Genomic DNA, 15,446 nt, shown 5'->3' with positions numbered 1-15,446 from the left:
CTTCTTGTCTCAACAGCAGGCAACTGCTGCCATGATCGGCTTTCCCCTAAACGACGCGATCGCGACCGATCATCCTCACAAAAATGGAAGGCTGAATCATCCAAGGCTGAATGATAGCGACCGGTTGGGACGGTGGCAGCAACCACCGTCACTCACCACCATTGCGATGCGCAAGCACACTCCAGAATGCGGGTGATTGGCAAGCGTTGAACCCGTGATCATGCTTTGGCTGGTTCGCCGAACACGTCTCAACGCTTCATTGATTGTGAGCAGAACGCAGCCTGATGAAACCAACACCAAATCATGCAATTCAAACGACACGCCGGTGTCGGCCACCGGAGCGAGAAAATGTGATTGAGCGAATGGCTAACTCGCGTCGGCATGAAGGCGAACCGCCTCTGACGGAATAAAATTTGTGCACCGGTTGAACCCTGAAGCGCAAGTAGCTGTCAACTGGTAAACTAGATTGACTCTAACCGCGAATGAATTGGGGCAACCAAATATGGCTATCATTGCAGAGTTTGAACGCGAGCTGTATCGAAAATCGCCACCGACTTTTGCGACTTGGCACTCGATTGACTTGCACAACCATTCCCCGGCCAGTTTTGACTATGAGGCAGGCGGCGAAAACGTGTTGGAACGGTCTGCTCAGCAGATCCTTGCCCGTGACCTGGCCGCGGTCATGTTTACGGACCATGTTCGACTCCCGGATGCTGGTTTTGTTGATGAGTTGCAGCGGCGCACTGGGAGACTGATACTACGCGGTGTCGAGTTGAACGTTTTTGTCGACGCTTGGACGAAGCCGCTCAGCAAGATCACAAAGAATCTCTATTTTCATCTGCTCATTGGTTTTGATCCGGATGCAACCGAAACACCGGATTACTGGATCACCCATCTCTACAAGCGATGCCACACTGAGGAACGACAGTCGGGTGGCACGGCCATCAAGGGCGTGACAGATTCGATTGATCGGATCTGCGAAGAACTGCAGGGATCAAACGCTATCGTGATTCCAGCTCACTTGCATTCGGACCATAACGCATTTGCATCACGAAGTGTCGATGACATATACGCAGACCCAGAGTTCCTGAAGGCCGCCAAAAAATGCTTCACGTGTCTTGAAGTGACTGATCCCAAGACAGCCGAATTTTTTGACGGCAAACATCAAGAGACGAACAATCTAGAACTTGCCTGCATACGATCGAGTGACAGTCACAGTCCGGAGCAACTTGGGGTACGGCCGTGCTATGCTCAAATGGAGCAAGTGACGTTTGCAGAACTGAAGCACGCCCTCGAATTGCCGTTTCGGGTCAAGCTGAAGCGTCCGGACCTACCATCAGCGTACATCGTAGGGTTGCAGATCACAGGGAAGTTCTTTTCTGATCTTTGGCTCTCGCTTTCACCGAATTGCAACGTTTTTATGGGAGTGAAAGGTTCCGGGAAAACTTCGGTGTTAGAGTGCCTGCGTTTTGTGCTGGGCGTTGAAGTTCCTGAGAGTCGAACTGAGGAAGTCAACGGTCATCTGAACGCAATTCTCGGTCCGGGAGGATCGGTAAAAGCACTCGTGAAGCGTGCAGACGGGGCGAGGGTGCTTGTTCAACGTACGCTTGGATCCAATCAATACGCCCTTACGTTTGAGGACGATCGTCAACAGGTGGTAAGTTCGTCAGACCCGATTCAGTTTCCTGCAGCTATTTTGGGGTGGCACGAAATCGAGCAAGCTGCCACGGATTCTCGGATCCGGAAAGTCTATCTTGACGCGATCTCTGGTCGCGAAGCTATTCGCCAGCATGATGTAGAACTCAAAAGCTACTCGCAGCGGATTCACGCAACGCACGACACAGCATCAAGCAAGCTCAAGACCTTTCGAGACTCTCAATCGCAGGTGTCGCGGTTGCGTGAGCGTCGCGAAGGGCTTCAAAAGCTAAAAGATGCGAGTCTCGTAGCGCTGAAAGAAGAATATGAGACAGCGATTCGGCATCGTGACCTCGTTGCAACAACGCAAGCTCAACTCGCGCTCTTAAAGTCACAGCTCCCAACACGGTTTGCGCAGGTGTTGGCAGGTATAAATGCTCCCGAATTCGACCTCGCGTCACCACTTAAGCAAGCGCTTCTGCCAGCAGCAGAAGCAATACGTGGCTTGGTCACGTCAACTGAATCGGCTCGCCAAGAACTCGACGATGGAATGCAAACCGCGATAAACGCTCTAGACCTCAATCAAGCGAACGCTAGCGTGGATTTTGCGTGACGCTTTCGGATTTTTGAGGCGCAGCAGCACGCTTGGGAGCACTGCTCCTTATTGGAAATTCGCATGGTATCGTGCTCATAAATTCGCTTCTCTCGGGTTAGGCGTTAGCGGCGGTACCGAAGCATCCGGACTTCGGCTTCGTTGGTTTCGACGTGTCACGTTCGAAGCGGCATCGCAATATGGTCACTGAGTGTGAACAAGTTTTCGACGCCGAGACGGTATGTCAAAATCCGCAGCTTCAGTTGACGCGATGAGCGGATGACTTGGGCCGGAATCTGGATCAACGAAGTCAAGAACGTCGAGAACTCCATTTTGATCACACGATCACGAAGGCGTTTTCGCGTCTTTCTCTGCCCGGGATTCCCTTTGACGCGGACCATCATTCCACTCCAAAGCTTCAGCGTCCAGGCAAGAGAAGCAATCAACATGTACGCCCAGTTGCTTTCCAGCGAATCCAGCGGCGCGGTCAATGCGTGACTCGCCTTGAGCTGGCTAATCGTGTTTTCCTGATCACAGCGATTGTTGCCGTCTCCGATCAGTTCACGCGACTGTTTTTCTTCCTTTGGTTCGTTGCTGATGTAGAAGAAGTACTTTTCGGTGCTGAACAAGAATTGCTGCCCACTCGTGACGTCGATGTCTTTGCGAACGGCAACCATCCGGTAGGGACGCTTGCAATTGCCAGGCTGATACGGGAACTCGGCATAGCTTTCAGCACGCAGCTTCTTGTTCTCGTAGCCGTTTTCTACGACGATTTCCTCTTTGTAGTTGGGTCGTTTTGCACGCGGATTCTCAGAAGTCTTTTTCTGCCGCCGAAGCGGATTCCATGCTGATTCGTCGAGGGAGTCGGCAATTGCGGTCAGTGTTTTGTTGGCGTCATAGCCAAACACGAAACGGACATCCTGCGCGTCCCATCGATCGAGATGTTGGGTTGACGAAAAGTCCGTGTCGCCACGCAACAGGATCTTTCGAAACCCAGCATTGCGACATAGTTCGATCGCCCTGTCAAAGTAGAACGATGAGCCTTCACCGCTCGGGCGATTGCCGCTGCGGTTGGCCAGGTACAGTAACTCGTTGGTTTCCGCGAGCGTAACGACCAGTGGATGGTAGCCCCATTGTCCTTTGTAGTTGATTCCGATGCCCTCTTTCTTTTCACCGCAAGTCTCGACCATCGTGCCATCGGCTTCAATGGTGGCCTGCTCGAAGAACGCATCGGATTGTTGTTTCCAAACCTTCTTGCGTGCCACGTTGATTCCCTGCATCAATAGCAGTAGCTTGAAGCCATCAAAACGACGGCAAAAGTCACCAGCAGTTGTCGGATCGGGAATCCGTTCAGCGCCCAGTGCGTCCAGATACGCCTCGTCGGTGCGGCGATGCTCCAAATGTTCGAGGCAGGTCCCACCGGCCAATAGATTCAGGGCAATGTTGAGCACGTGATCGGCTTCGTCGTACGGCGCGTGAAGCTTGAACACCGGTGCGGACTGGTTGATGTGCTTTCGCAATCCGAGTTGCTCGACAAGCTGCATGACCATGCCGATACCGCCACAGGAAACCGCCTCAACTTTCTCGGCCAGTTCGTACTTTGCCCGCAAGGGGCGAATCATGGGCGTATGTGTCTTACCCTTCTTCTTGTCGATACGTTGTAGAAGAACTCGCTTGCGGCGCAGCAACCGACGGCGTAAGTTGTCGTTCACTCGAAATCCTCCGTTGAGTGAGTGCGTTGAAGTTGTCGTTATCTCCAATACACCCGCAAAACGCCGAGGGTTTCGAGTTTTTTCAATTTTTCACCATCAAGCGTTCGCTTGATTGAGGTCTAGAACAGGCTAAGCACCCAGCCTTGACTGCATTCGAGCAGTTTGCTCAGCATTACAGATCGGAGATTGGAAAGCTCACCCCGGAACAACAAAATCTGCTGGAGTCTCACCGCCGAGTAATGGAAGAGACAAAGCAACTTCCAGTTCTCGAAGCACAGTTGGCGACGCTGAAAATCGAGACTGAGCAGCTCGTTCGAGAGCTGATCGGCCTTTGCGACTCGGCGGCAGCAAAAGTTGAGGCACGAAGCGAGCTTCGCGGAAAGCGAGTAGCGGAGTTTTCAGACCGGCTGCAAGAATTTGGAGTAAGGTTATCCTTGTCGCAATATTCACAATCGCCGTACTCGACCTTCCAGAGCACGCATCCTGATGGATGGAAGGCATTTACTGAATTAGCGACGGATTCGACCGAACGACTGTTGTACCGCAAAATGAAAGGCCGTTACGAACTGCTACTTGACGACCTTGCGAACGACTATCCCGTGTTTCTTCAGTCGCCATAATTCAGCTACTTCATTGACAATGTCGAAGATGACGATTTGCACATTTTCTTTCGGGCGAACGGCCCTGATGGTGCAGAGAAACCGATCGACCAGCTATCCGCAGGTCAACGCTGTACAGCGTTCTTCCCGGTTTTGCTAAAATTGCGTGAGGGCCCCTTGGTTGTAGATCAGCCAGAGGACAACTTGGATAACCGGCACATAGCTTCCTCTATATCCCCTGTATTGCTCGAGGACAAAAGAAGTAGGCAAATCGTACTGACGTCGCACAACGCAAATCTTGTTGTTTTGAGTGATGCGGATCACATTGTCACCTTTGAGGGAAAAGGCGATCAAGGTGGAGTTCTCGAACGTGGGTTTCTCTCCGGAGAGGAATCTAAAATTACCTCACATGTTGTCGATATTCTTGATGGCGGCGAAAGAGCACTCGCACTTCGCCGACTGAAATACGGCATCTCGGAGCCTGACATTGTCCGATGAGGAATTCAGATTTGTATAGGCAGAAGTAGCGAGGCTGAAGGAGGCTTAGGGATTTGAAGCTCGTGGCCGAGGAACGAAGATCCGGCCGCGAGCCAACACGAATATCGCCACGTAACTGCGACCAGCCTACTCTCATCGCGGGTCGACACTGTTAACGCGGTTTTTCAAGATTGCCAGCTCGCCGCGACGGTTGTGCGCTACCGAATACGCAGATCTGGAAAGAAATCGGCTGCTCGAAATTTGCCGGCGACTGCTGCTTCTTTAGGGAGGAGGCTGTTTCCGTGCTCCGGTGGCCGACGCCGGAGCGTCCTCCGTGCACCGTGTCGCACGTTCTTCGCTGGTCCTTCAATCGGGTTTGTCACAGAAGCTAGAAGGTTGCTCCATCGCTGAAGTCACAGCGCTAACAGATGACCGGCAGGCTGGGCATTCTTCGATGAATACTATCGAACTCGCCCGCGATCGATTGCTCCGCCGCGGGCGTCTCATTTGGTTCGCCTTGGGGATGGCACAGGTCTTACAGTTCGCTGCTTTCCATTTCGCGGACGAAGCGTATCTGGTCGTTTGACAGGTACGAGTTGACCATGTTGAACGCGGCGTCGCTGAAGCCTCCGACATTCAGGGTGCCCAGGCGGTCGGGGGATCGAGTGTTGCCGTAGGGGACGATGTCGATGCAGACCAGCTTTGGATCGGCGATGCCGTTCTTTTGCTGCGCCTTCTTGAACTTCTCCCACTCCGTCATCACGCCCGGCGATCCGCCCTGGCCGTAGCCAAAGGCGCGGCCCGAGTTGATCCAACTCTGGTTGTCGCTGACCAGGACGATGCCGGCAAACGCACGCTTGGTGTAACGCCTGTTGGCTTCAATTACCGGCAACGAACAGTCCGTTCCATCGCCCCCGTACTTCGACAACCGCGCCGACAGACTCAGGATCGAATCACTCGGATCGATCTTGGCCTGGTAGGATCGAGTATCGAATGGAATCACGACGATGCCCGGGTTGCGACGCAGGATCGCTGCCGCGAACAGTGCCGCGACGTCGACGCAACGCATCTTCGTCGTTCCGCCCCGACCACGGTTTCCCGTTGCCGGGCATCCCATCGAACCCGACGTGTCGAGACCGATCACCACCGGACCCGGCAAATCCGGCACGTTGCCGCATGCGATCTCGGCCGCCTGGTGCAGCGATGCCTTGATCTTCTGCGGAACCTCGTCCGAAGCGTTCAAGTAGGCCACAAGGATTTGGCACAGGAGCTGGCGTGAGCGACGGATCACGTCTGCATCAGCCAATGAATGAATTGTGCCACCCACCACGTGTGATCTGTGCGTCCCGCCTGCTGAGTTGCTGGAGGGAGCGTTGGTCTTCGTTGCCTGCCCGGCTTGGTGGGTGGCATTAAATCATGCCCAGGGGAGAAACGCCGACCACGATGATCGACATCAACACCACCATACTGAGGGCAACGAAAGCCTGCAAAAGCAATCAATCAATGAACAGCAGAATGTATGCAGCGGGAAGCTGAAAAACCAGCATCAGTATAGATGGGCGAAACCAGTACGTTGCAACTAGCGATAACGTGAATGACAGAGCCAAGCAGGCTAGTGCAAATAGCCATGCGGTGATGGCCGGCCCAAGCGATGCAATCCCGCCACCTGAATGCCGAAGCAATACCGCGACAAACGTAGCCGCACCTAGAAGGTAGGCAGCAGCCGACACCAAAGTCAGCACCTTACCGATTTTGGCTGAACGCTTCTTGGGTGGCGACGGATCAGCAACCATCAAGTTCGGTGGTGCGTATGGCTGAAGCGACATTGATTCAGTCTGGGAACGGTAGAATTCACGGGGAACGGGCGAAAGACACACCGGCAGACCATTGAGCACGACTCTCGTGTTCCCGTGCAATTCATGGCTCTGCGTTCTCTTGTTTATGGGGCGACCAGCAAAACTCGCCGCCGAGCATCTCAAGTCCTCCATCGCAACGATGACCAGTATCAGGAATCAATGATTCGATGATGCGGCGTAGCTCAAGCCAAATCATGCGCGAAAAGATGTAACCGTGTGGCTGCCGAGCCAGGACGTCGAAACGCTGACGGTTCCCAACCGGAGTGATTGCATCGTGTTCCGCGAGACAAACCCCTGACTCCTCAAATTGTTCGTGGCACGACTCGAACTCAAACGAGTTTCCGTCTTTGTGAACGACGAAACAAGAGCATTCAGAACCGGGGACGGCACCGCCTACGAGGTGAAGATCGGAAAACAGGCCGTCACTCTCAAGTCGATCAAGTACACGAGCAAGGGGCCCACAGCCAAGGTTCGCAGTGAAATACGGTGCCCCACCCGAAATCCTGTTGCGGGCCCAAATGATCGTGCCATCATCAAATGCGGCAAACATCAGGCGAGCAAATGGAGGTGACGAGCTACCATAAGCCAGCAACGCAAGAACGTTTTCAGCTCGGCTGATGCCACGTGGTGCGTTGTTCAATCGTGGCTCACTTTCAATCGCAGAACGGCAGCGGTAACGGGACCGCCGCCAAAAAACTATGATTTTAAGTCCCGCGTCATCGGCGGCTCCCGTTCACCGCATGGGTACGCCCGACATGGGCGTGATTGAAATGGGGTGCAAGTCCCCTGTACGAGACTGGGGATCTCAAGGAGCTCAGTATACCAAATGACCACTCTGATCGAAAAAGTACTAGACCTCAATCAAGCGATCGTTGATTGAGATTCTGTCCGTTTTGCGGCGGAAAATCGTGGCGGACCGGTGGCCCGGCTTTGGCCGGATGAATCGTGCCATCGGCTGTCTTAGTTTCTGTCAATGGCGAGTGATGGCTCGCCCGGAAGTTTTCTTGGTTTTGCATCTTTGGCTCTGGTTGGTGAGATTCAGCTCAGGGTGGTATTGAGGGGGGCTGACGCTCGTTCGGGACTCAACGAAATGGGCCGCCCCATTCCGCATCGCCGTCACATCGGCCTCATCTGCTTGCGCAGGCCAATGTGACGGCGACGCGAAAGGGGCTCACCAAACGTCTTGTTGTATGAAGGGGATGAGTGACTTCAGATGCGACACGTATGCATGTGGGACTTTGCCATGTCGGACCGATGCCAGTGTTGCCCCAGAGGCCTACCCCGCAGGCGCGAGAGTGGATTCACGCCAAGGCGTTCCTTCGCGCACCATGACATTCAGCGTTACCAAGAGCTTTCGCATCACCGCCACGATCGCCACCTTCGGCGGCTTGCCTTTGGCCAGCAGGCGTTGGTAGAACGCTTTCATGATCGAATTGTGTCGCGTGGCAACCAAAGCGGCCATGTAAAGCACTTTGCGGACCAGGGAGCGACCGGCAAACGTGCTGCGTTTGCCTTCCTTTTGGCCGCTATCACGGACGATCGGCGCGACGCCAACGAGCTTGGCAATTTGGCCGCGGTTGAGCGAGCCTAGTTCGGGGAGCTCGGCCAGAAACATCGCGACCGTTGCGGTGCCGACACCGGGGCACGAAGCGAGTAGCGCTGCTCGCTCTGACAGGGGTTGGCTGGCATCGATCAACGCGGCAATTTTCTTCTCAATCCCCGCGATTTGCCGTTTATAGAAGTCCAACGCTTCCTGGATGACTTCACGCACTTCCTCGTCGCGGGCTTGGGCAAGGCGGTTCCGTTCGGCCGACTGTTGCGAGAGAATTTGATCACGTCGATGCACCAGCGCCTTGAGCTTGCGTTCTTCGGGAGAAGGTTTCTCACGCAACTTTGGCGTGACGACCTCACCAAACCGGGCGATCATTCTGGCGTCGATCGGATCGTTCTTTTCGATCAGTCCGATCCCTTTGGCGAACGATCGCACCTGCGCGGGGTTGCACACGCAACAATCCGTGTCGGCTTCGTGCAAAGCGTCCACCAGATTGCTTTCGTAGCCTCCGGTGGCTTCCATCACCACGATTGTCTTGGCACGCTTGCGGCGGAGAAGTTTGATCCACGCGTTGATTGCTTCCGGTGTGTTATCGATCGTTTGATGTACTTTTGCCACCGAATCGAAGAGATCAAGTTTGCGGCTTGCGACGTCAACCCCAATGAATCTTTTGTAAACTGTCGTCATCGTTTGGTCCCTGGATAGTAGTGCGAGCTCACACTTGTCGGTGGCTCCCTCGGCTGTTCGGGCTGAGAACGAAACGGACCGGCGATCTAGATGGCACACGACATCGGGTGTCTACCCACAACGATCTACCGAGTCCGCGTGCCTGCCGGCAGCTAACCGGCAGGCACTTTTCGAATCATGGCTCACGCGTAAGCCCAGCTTGAAAACGAATTCAATCGTGGACAGCGAAGTCGAGCCGCCGTTTCCAAGACACTACCCACCACGTGTCATCTGTAGGGCCCGCCTGCTGACTTGCTAGCGGGAGCGTTGGTCTTCGTTGCCGTCCCGGTTTGGTGGGCGGCACCAAATTTCGCCCTAAATCCTTACTGGTTATCCGCGATGGCCAGATTCCACCTCGTTTTGACCGGTCATCGAACTGATCCCATCATAATTGGCAAGAGTAAGCCCCCAGTGTTGAACGCGATAGCCAGCACCCATCGTTTTTCCTGATAGAGCTTCGCGGCACCAACCCATGAGAGCCCAAGTCCCAACCAACCTGCTGGAGGTGCAAGGAACTCCATTGGAGACAAACGGGTGATTCCACTGGGTCCATACACAGGAGTGCCGTTGACAACTGCATCCCAGATAAGCGGAACATAATAGCACGCGATCAGGCACGCGATGCAACCGATGAGACATGAGGTCGTGATGAGGAAACGATGCCAGATTGCCATACTCGCAACCACAGAATCGCAAGTTGCGCTCGGTGCGTACGGGTTGGCAGGCAATTCAAGCTCCATAGTGAATAGGTCGGAGAACGGTAGCCGTCGCCGAGGGCGGTCGGTTGATTTTCCATTCGAGTAATCGCGCAAGCCGTCCTTCGGTTCACGTGATGGTTACCCGCGATCGTGACGCTCGGAACAACAACGCGGTAACTTGTCGAGTGTCTTTCGCATCGCGGGGTCGATTCCGCCGCCGGGCGTGTTGTGTACCGAGTATTTGACGAACCGAATAATCGCGGAGCGTTGAGCTTGATTGTAGAGCACGCAGAAAAGAACCTCACGGACTTTGCAAGAAGCACGGACGTCGTGTAGATGAAACAGGAATGCTTCAGTCAATAGACCCTTTGGATCGGCGTCACCGATGATGATCGTCATGATCGCCGGGGTGTAGAAGCGAAGCCCCTCGGCATCGAGAAAGCTAAGCGCACAGTGACGTTCGAGAAGATCAGAGGTTGGGACCCGTCGCCAGTCAGCGCGTTCAGCTGACAATGACTTGCGATCCTCGCCCACGTCACCATAGCGGTCGTGCGATTCACCAGTATAAATCGTCATGCCATCGCCAAGCTGGACCTCGCGAAAAGCGTGTGCAATGTAATCGATCAGCCAGCGTCGCAGTTGTTTTTCTCCGGTCGGGTAACGGCACGGATCGCGCGGTCGGCGCGATTCTCCACTTCGATAACTACGACTCGGCGACTCGTCGTGCATCCGATTGCCCTCCCTCCTATCGACCTGTGAGCGACTCGATACCGGCTGCCATTAGCGAGATCACGAGAGCCAAGAGAAGGCAGAATCCCAGTCCCCCAAGTATACACCCCCAACCCATTTTGTATTCAGGAGCCGTTGATGATGTGATGTCAATCCCGTCATTCTTCAGATCAAGCAGGTATTTGTGTAGCCAATCAGCGATGCGTTCAGGTTGGCCGTCGTCTCCAAGTGATGGTCCGATTTGGTCGACACGCTCAAACTCCATGATGTGGACCACGCATCGATCATCGCAAACGTCGATCAAAAACTGCCACCCAGCGCCATCCTCGCCGATCAAGAAGTAGTTTTCGGGAAGCGGCTGGCAGGTGACACCCAGGCTTTTTCGTTCGGTGCGGAGTTCCTGATTACGCGCTATGAGTGCATCAGCATTGTCCCACAGCGGTTGATCCGTTGTTCCCGCGCTAAAGCGAACGGGGAAATGTAGAAGCAAGTGGCGATAGTCAGACGGCAATGAAAACTCGAACTGACCCTCGATTCGTTTGACGTCCGATTCATTCATTCAGCGGAAACACTCCAATGGGAACGGTGCCCGTCACCGGGCCGGGAAAGCTGAGTGTCCATTCGTAAAAACTTGCAAGCCCGGCTCCGGTGCACGGGATGGTTCCCCGCTCGACTCCGGTCTGCATTGACGCATTCTCTCTGGATCAACGCCCACGGCAATTCACAAATTTTACCGTAGAGAGGTCGGTGTCGCCAAATTCCGTATGCCCCCCAAGTGCATCAGTCCCAACGTCGCAGTTGAGAAATCGGCAGTCACGCATCGTGGCGTCTTTGAAGTCGGACCCGCGAAGATCGCAACGGTCGAATGTCACATCAGTGAGTTGTGCCATGAAGAATGATGCCCAGTACAAGTCACAGCGGGTGAACGTGATACGAGTAAGCGTTGCACTCTCGAAGTGCGATCCCTCGGCAATGCAATCAACAAACGTTTGGTCATGGGCGACCACGTCCATGTTGTCCGCGCTGTTCTGCATCGTGATAGAGCTGGGCATGACGGTCTGTCGGCGAACGGTAGCGATATGCGGGCGGCGGCGAGCGACTCGACCATTGCGAAAACGGTGACCACCGCCGCTCGGTATCATCGCATGGTTACGCCGAATTTTCGTTTGGTTGCACGTGTGCGTCAACGTTCATTTCCACGCAGCGTGAGAAGACCTTCCACACGCGGCAGCAGTTCCGTTCTCTTCAGCGGTTTCGATAGAAAGTCGTCCGTCCCTGCATCGATTCCGCGCTCGATGTCCCCAAGTGCGGTCACCGTCGTTACGATTACAACCATCGCAGTGTGGTCGCATTTGATGTGATGACAGAGTTGAAAAGCGTCCGGTCCAGTGATGGCGGTGTCTATCAGTACGAGATGCGGTTGGAAACGTTGTAATTGCGATAGGCACTCAGCACCGGATTTGGCAGTCTCGATGATTCGGTTACGAGATGACGTGGCATCGGCAACAAACTCGACCTCCGATTCGGAACACCCGGCGATCAATATTCGTGATGGACTGGCTATCGACTCAGCCATAGCGGAGAGCAACGATCGTAGGCGTAACGGTGCGGATCAGGCGGTCGCCGCGCGCAATCCTCCACTTCAACAACCACGACTCGCCGACTCGGCGACTCGTTGTGCAGTACGCCCAACATGGGCGTGATCTTGTGGGGTGAAAGTCCCCTGTACTTAGTTCCGGTTTCTTTCTTGGAGTCAGTATACCAAATGAAATTCTAACGAAAGACAGTACGAGGCGAGGGCAACTGCGGCGAGGCAACAGACCGTGGAGAGGAAGCCTAGGAATGTGTGCCCAAGTGTCAACCTGAATCACGCCGCTGACCACATTCTCGCCAAGACCTGCGTTTGTTACGAACAGAAACCTCATGTGAGGCCGACGACTCCAGGCCCGTCGCAGAGCGGCCCAATGCGTTCCAGCGGGCTGCTGACCAGTCTTCGCGGCAACGCGGAGATTTATAACTCGTGCTCGGGCCGCCGGATGCGGACCCGCATGTCCGGTGGTGTGGGAGGGGTTCCGGAGCGATCCGGACCCCTATCCCGGGACCCATGGTTCCCCGTGCCGGTTATTCGCCAAGCATGCCGTTCTCAATCTCGCATATGGGGATAGAGTACTGCTCACTCGGCTCGCTCGAGATCACCAAGGATACATCAAGTACCTCAATTGGTGGATTTCCAGGAGTTGAGCCCTTGTAGTAAATGTCGTGCGTCAAGCTAACGTTTCGTGGAAGTCGGTGCCGTTTCGATATCTTCTCAAGGATCGCGGAAACATCATCCGGCATTTCACGACGAGCAAGTTCAGACTCGATTGCTGCGTGAACCGTCTCCTCAGTGAGCGGACGATTCTTTGCCGTTTGGCCCGACGCAACTTGGTCGTTGAATAGCGCAACCGACTGTGAAAGCGGAGTCGAATTGAGCCAATCGTAAAATGGCTGCGCTATCGCGAATAGCAGGGCCGCAACGGCAACTAATACGACCAGAGTCCTGAGACTGTATCGTACGATTCGTGATCGAATTGCCGATTGGTGTTCCATTGAATGTTGGGGGTGGGCTTTTCTGCGGCGAACTCTTGGGATCACGTGGTCGCCGCAAACGACGTTCCACTGTATTAAACTTAACTCGGCGACTCACGCGCATCCTTTGGTCCTGCTCGATCGAGCTTTGATGGATGGTGCAGCATCAACAAGACGCTTCCAATGGCGACGCTACCATCCGAGCGCGGATGGGTCGATTGTCGAATCGACCCTCGTGGCCGAATCGACACTCCAATTGTAAATCCACCTTTCTCAGACGATCGAACATCGGCGAACGGGATCTGTGGAAGGCGTGTTGAGAAGTGAATCTCCGAATTGTCCAAGAGTCCCACCGGATCTCCAATTCGAATGGGAATGCCACCGATGGTCAGTTTACCGCTGAACGGCGTCTTAGTCGTTTGAATACCATCTGGATCCTCGCCGCACAGTTCGATGGAAGTGATCAGAGCGGTCTCGTGATGTTCGAGCATCAATAAACCAATGTCGTCGTAGAGATGTGCCTCGCCGTAGTGACCAAATACGTATGCGAGCCCAATCGATGAACCAGTTCGATTTGGTTTTCCCAAAAAGTCTTCGAACGAGTCAATCGGGACCGCGTTAGCAAGTGAACGTCCATTGATCGTGACAGCATTTCGGTCGATGACCACCTCGCAAAATTTCGACATTCGGTTGAAACTCATCTACTGAGCAGAACGAATTGCGATCACGGAGTTGTGGCCAGAAGTCGGGAACGAGTCAAACAACGTCGCCCGCAACTCCCGTACATCGCCTAGTTCGCCGCTATCTAGCGGAACGTTTGAATTCTGGACTTCGTTTAAATCGATCGAGTCGAAGTTGGTCGAGCGTTTTGGCGATGACATCATGATTCTCGCTGGTCGTCGATACGACAAGCGAAACATTCTGGGGGTATGGGGCGATGGTGTGAGAGTCATCCCATGCGTCTTCGTCGATGCTTGCTTTGATCAACGCGATCAAAATGGAGTGGTCGTATCCTTTACCACCCTCCATCCAAATCGGCAGGTCAGCCGTCCGATACGATCTCGTAACGAGCGTTTCTGCCTGCCGGTCTGCGGCATCGGATGACTGTTCAGCAATTCCGACAGATCCCAATACCAACGCAACCGCGCCAACGACGCCAACAACCAAAAGTCTACGCCCTGCCATTTGATTCTCCCACGTATAAAAAAATACCCGAAACAGTCCACGACAACATAGCGTTGTTCGAATCAGGCACAAACATCGAATTCTGGCATTCAGTCGGCGAACTGTACCCGTCACCGAGATCGCGCGGCAGATCCGACACTTCGGCAACGCCGACTCGCGAGCTTCGGTGGATGGCGTGTTTATCGCCTCTCGTCAATCCCTTCGGGCCACCAAGCGTCAGCAACTTCCGTCAGCTGAAGACGTCCGTCGGGGTCGTAGGAAGTAACGTACCATTTCGTCGCAATAAAGGCCATTTCACCTGCCTTCGCATTTTGGTGACGGTTCAGCCAATCCGACTTGGATTTCGCGGCATGTTGTTGGATGTCGTTGCGTGCGTAGAACGCATCCATCGTCACGCTGTGCTTAGCGTGCATAAAATCAACAGCTGCTCGCGCGCACAGATCAATCGCTCGGCGTTCGGCATCGGTGACCCGATCGGAACCGACCAAGGATTCGAGTACTGGACCGATCTTGTCGAAGTCAAGCTCGTCTCGATCATCTTGCGAAAGCATTGGCTTTGCCGGGAAGTACCGGATTTCTAATTGCGATAACGACCGCGTCACCCGGTATGCGCGAAAGTTTTTCAACCTCAAGACCGCCCGACTCGCGTACTCGGGTGCACGCGATTATTACCCCAATCGTTGTTCGAGCGTGTCGAGATGTTCAGCTCGGTCAAAATGGTGCAGGAGAAGGTAGTCGTCCCAACCCTCATCTCCGGTCATTGTAACAATCATCGCGTCCCGCAGTTCGCCTCCGGGAAGTTTTGATTCGATCATTTGCGCACGAATCCGATCCCATGTCATGACGCGGTCAGATGTTGTTGCGAATAAATTGACGTATCGCCCATCGTCATTGCCCGATTCGTACGAAATCGTTTCCGGCCAACTGCCCTCTATTTTGCCGCAGATGTCCGTGATGTCCTTCTCGGTCATGAAGGACAGCCGATCAATCTGAATCTGGCAGCAAATGATTGTCATTGGAGGAAGGTGAGCGGTTGCGTTTGCCGGAACGCAATACGCAGGGGTAACGGTGCGGTTCAGCTGGGCCACGCGAGCGACTTTCCGCTTCAAGAACGTCA

The 15,446-nt window shown here is 54.2% G+C and carries 15 protein-coding genes; 3 read left to right on the top strand and 12 right to left on the bottom strand.

Annotated elements, in window-relative coordinates; all coding sequences use genetic code 11:
- Positions 1–502: 502 nt before the first annotated feature.
- Positions 503–2,248, top strand: coding sequence for an AAA family ATPase (locus tag TBK1r_RS30395; protein WP_145218985.1), 1,746 nt, complete (start codon positions 503–505; stop codon positions 2,246–2,248).
- 155 nt (positions 2,249–2,403) lie between these two features.
- Here the strand turns inward: TBK1r_RS30395 and TBK1r_RS30390 are convergent, their stop codons facing one another.
- Positions 2,404–3,939: an IS1380 family transposase gene (locus TBK1r_RS30390; RefSeq protein WP_145218983.1), complete on the bottom strand. Its 1,536-nt coding sequence runs from the start codon at positions 3,937–3,939 to the stop codon at positions 2,404–2,406.
- A 143-nt stretch (positions 3,940–4,082) separates the two neighbouring features.
- On the opposite strand from TBK1r_RS30390, the gene TBK1r_RS30385 reads away from it, so the two are divergent.
- Positions 4,083–4,559, top strand: coding sequence for a hypothetical protein (locus TBK1r_RS30385; RefSeq protein WP_145218981.1), 477 nt, complete (start codon positions 4,083–4,085; stop codon positions 4,557–4,559).
- 36 nt (positions 4,560–4,595) lie between these two features.
- Positions 4,596–5,036 (top strand): hypothetical protein, encoded by a 441-nt coding sequence (locus tag TBK1r_RS30380; protein WP_145218979.1) that lies wholly within the window; start codon positions 4,596–4,598, stop codon positions 5,034–5,036.
- A 514-nt stretch (positions 5,037–5,550) separates the two neighbouring features.
- Here TBK1r_RS30380 and TBK1r_RS30375 read toward each other — a convergent pair.
- The 11 genes from TBK1r_RS30375 to TBK1r_RS30320 all read right to left on the bottom strand — a co-directional run bounded on the left by TBK1r_RS30375 (position 5,551) and on the right by TBK1r_RS30320 (position 15,345).
- Complete coding sequence (locus TBK1r_RS30375) at positions 5,551–6,321, bottom strand: vWA domain-containing protein (RefSeq protein ID WP_419580544.1); 771 nt, start codon at positions 6,319–6,321, stop codon at positions 5,551–5,553.
- A 190-nt stretch (positions 6,322–6,511) separates the two neighbouring features.
- Positions 6,512–6,808 carry a hypothetical protein gene (locus TBK1r_RS30370; RefSeq protein WP_419580543.1) on the bottom strand — a complete coding sequence of 99 codons (297 nt, stop codon included), beginning with the start codon at positions 6,806–6,808 and terminating at the stop codon, positions 6,512–6,514.
- A gap of 124 nt (positions 6,809–6,932) precedes the next feature.
- Positions 6,933–7,511 carry a hypothetical protein gene (locus TBK1r_RS30365; protein ID WP_145218975.1) on the bottom strand — a complete coding sequence of 193 codons (579 nt, stop codon included), beginning with the start codon at positions 7,509–7,511 and terminating at the stop codon, positions 6,933–6,935.
- Between the two features lie 636 nt (positions 7,512–8,147).
- Positions 8,148–9,110, bottom strand: a complete 963-nt coding sequence (locus TBK1r_RS30360; protein ID WP_145210543.1) for an IS110 family RNA-guided transposase — start codon at positions 9,108–9,110, stop codon at positions 8,148–8,150.
- Between the two features lie 875 nt (positions 9,111–9,985).
- Entirely contained in the window at positions 9,986–10,576 is a 591-nt protein-coding gene (locus tag TBK1r_RS30355) for a DUF6714 family protein (RefSeq protein ID WP_145218973.1), read from the bottom strand.
- A 16-nt stretch (positions 10,577–10,592) separates the two neighbouring features.
- Positions 10,593–11,135, bottom strand: coding sequence for an SMI1/KNR4 family protein (locus tag TBK1r_RS30350; protein WP_145218971.1), 543 nt, complete (start codon positions 11,133–11,135; stop codon positions 10,593–10,595).
- 145 nt (positions 11,136–11,280) lie between these two features.
- Positions 11,281–11,466: a pentapeptide repeat-containing protein gene (locus tag TBK1r_RS39220; RefSeq protein WP_419581603.1), complete on the bottom strand. Its 186-nt coding sequence runs from the start codon at positions 11,464–11,466 to the stop codon at positions 11,281–11,283.
- Between the two features lie 293 nt (positions 11,467–11,759).
- The gene (locus TBK1r_RS30340; RefSeq protein ID WP_145218967.1) at positions 11,760–12,152 is read right to left on the bottom strand and encodes a response regulator; all 393 of its coding nucleotides are present in this window, start codon (positions 12,150–12,152) and stop codon (positions 11,760–11,762) included.
- A gap of 1,093 nt (positions 12,153–13,245) precedes the next feature.
- The gene (locus tag TBK1r_RS30330) at positions 13,246–13,830 is read right to left on the bottom strand and encodes a DUF7738 domain-containing protein (protein ID WP_419580542.1); all 585 of its coding nucleotides are present in this window, start codon (positions 13,828–13,830) and stop codon (positions 13,246–13,248) included.
- Positions 13,831–14,508: 678 nt separating this feature from the next.
- Positions 14,509–14,880: a hypothetical protein gene (locus tag TBK1r_RS30325; protein WP_145218961.1), complete on the bottom strand. Its 372-nt coding sequence runs from the start codon at positions 14,878–14,880 to the stop codon at positions 14,509–14,511.
- A gap of 117 nt (positions 14,881–14,997) precedes the next feature.
- Positions 14,998–15,345 carry a hypothetical protein gene (locus TBK1r_RS30320; protein ID WP_145218959.1) on the bottom strand — a complete coding sequence of 116 codons (348 nt, stop codon included), beginning with the start codon at positions 15,343–15,345 and terminating at the stop codon, positions 14,998–15,000.
- Positions 15,346–15,446 lie beyond the last annotated feature (101 nt).

Origin of the sequence: Stieleria magnilauensis (genome assembly GCA_007753675.1) — a bacterium.
GTDB lineage: Bacteria > Planctomycetota > Planctomycetia > Pirellulales > Pirellulaceae > Stieleria > Stieleria magnilauensis.
The sequence above is the reverse complement of the archived record's forward strand: the minus strand, read 5'-3'. Positions and strand labels throughout refer to the sequence as shown.

Excerpts from the sequence above, each read along its gene's own strand:
- TBK1r_RS30395 (WP_145218985.1), top strand. The coding sequence starts at position 503 with ATGGCTATCATTGCAGAGTTTGAACGCGAGCTGTATCGAAAATCGCCA.
- TBK1r_RS30370 (WP_419580543.1), bottom strand. The coding sequence starts at position 6,808 with ATGGTTGCTGATCCGTCGCCACCCAAGAAGCGTTCAGCCAAAATCGGT.
- TBK1r_RS30360 (WP_145210543.1), bottom strand. The coding sequence starts at position 9,110 with ATGACGACAGTTTACAAAAGATTCATTGGGGTTGACGTCGCAAGCCGC.
- TBK1r_RS30355 (WP_145218973.1), bottom strand. The coding sequence starts at position 10,576 with ATGCACGACGAGTCGCCGAGTCGTAGTTATCGAAGTGGAGAATCGCGC.
- TBK1r_RS30350 (WP_145218971.1), bottom strand. The coding sequence starts at position 11,135 with ATGAATGAATCGGACGTCAAACGAATCGAGGGTCAGTTCGAGTTTTCA.
- TBK1r_RS39220 (WP_419581603.1), bottom strand. The coding sequence starts at position 11,466 with ATGGCACAACTCACTGATGTGACATTCGACCGTTGCGATCTTCGCGGG.
- TBK1r_RS30340 (WP_145218967.1), bottom strand. The coding sequence starts at position 12,152 with ATGGCTGAGTCGATAGCCAGTCCATCACGAATATTGATCGCCGGGTGT.
- TBK1r_RS30330 (WP_419580542.1), bottom strand. The coding sequence starts at position 13,830 with ATGTCGAAATTTTGCGAGGTGGTCATCGACCGAAATGCTGTCACGATC.
- TBK1r_RS30325 (WP_145218961.1), bottom strand. The coding sequence starts at position 14,880 with ATGCTTTCGCAAGATGATCGAGACGAGCTTGACTTCGACAAGATCGGT.
- TBK1r_RS30320 (WP_145218959.1), bottom strand. The coding sequence starts at position 15,345 with ATGACAATCATTTGCTGCCAGATTCAGATTGATCGGCTGTCCTTCATG.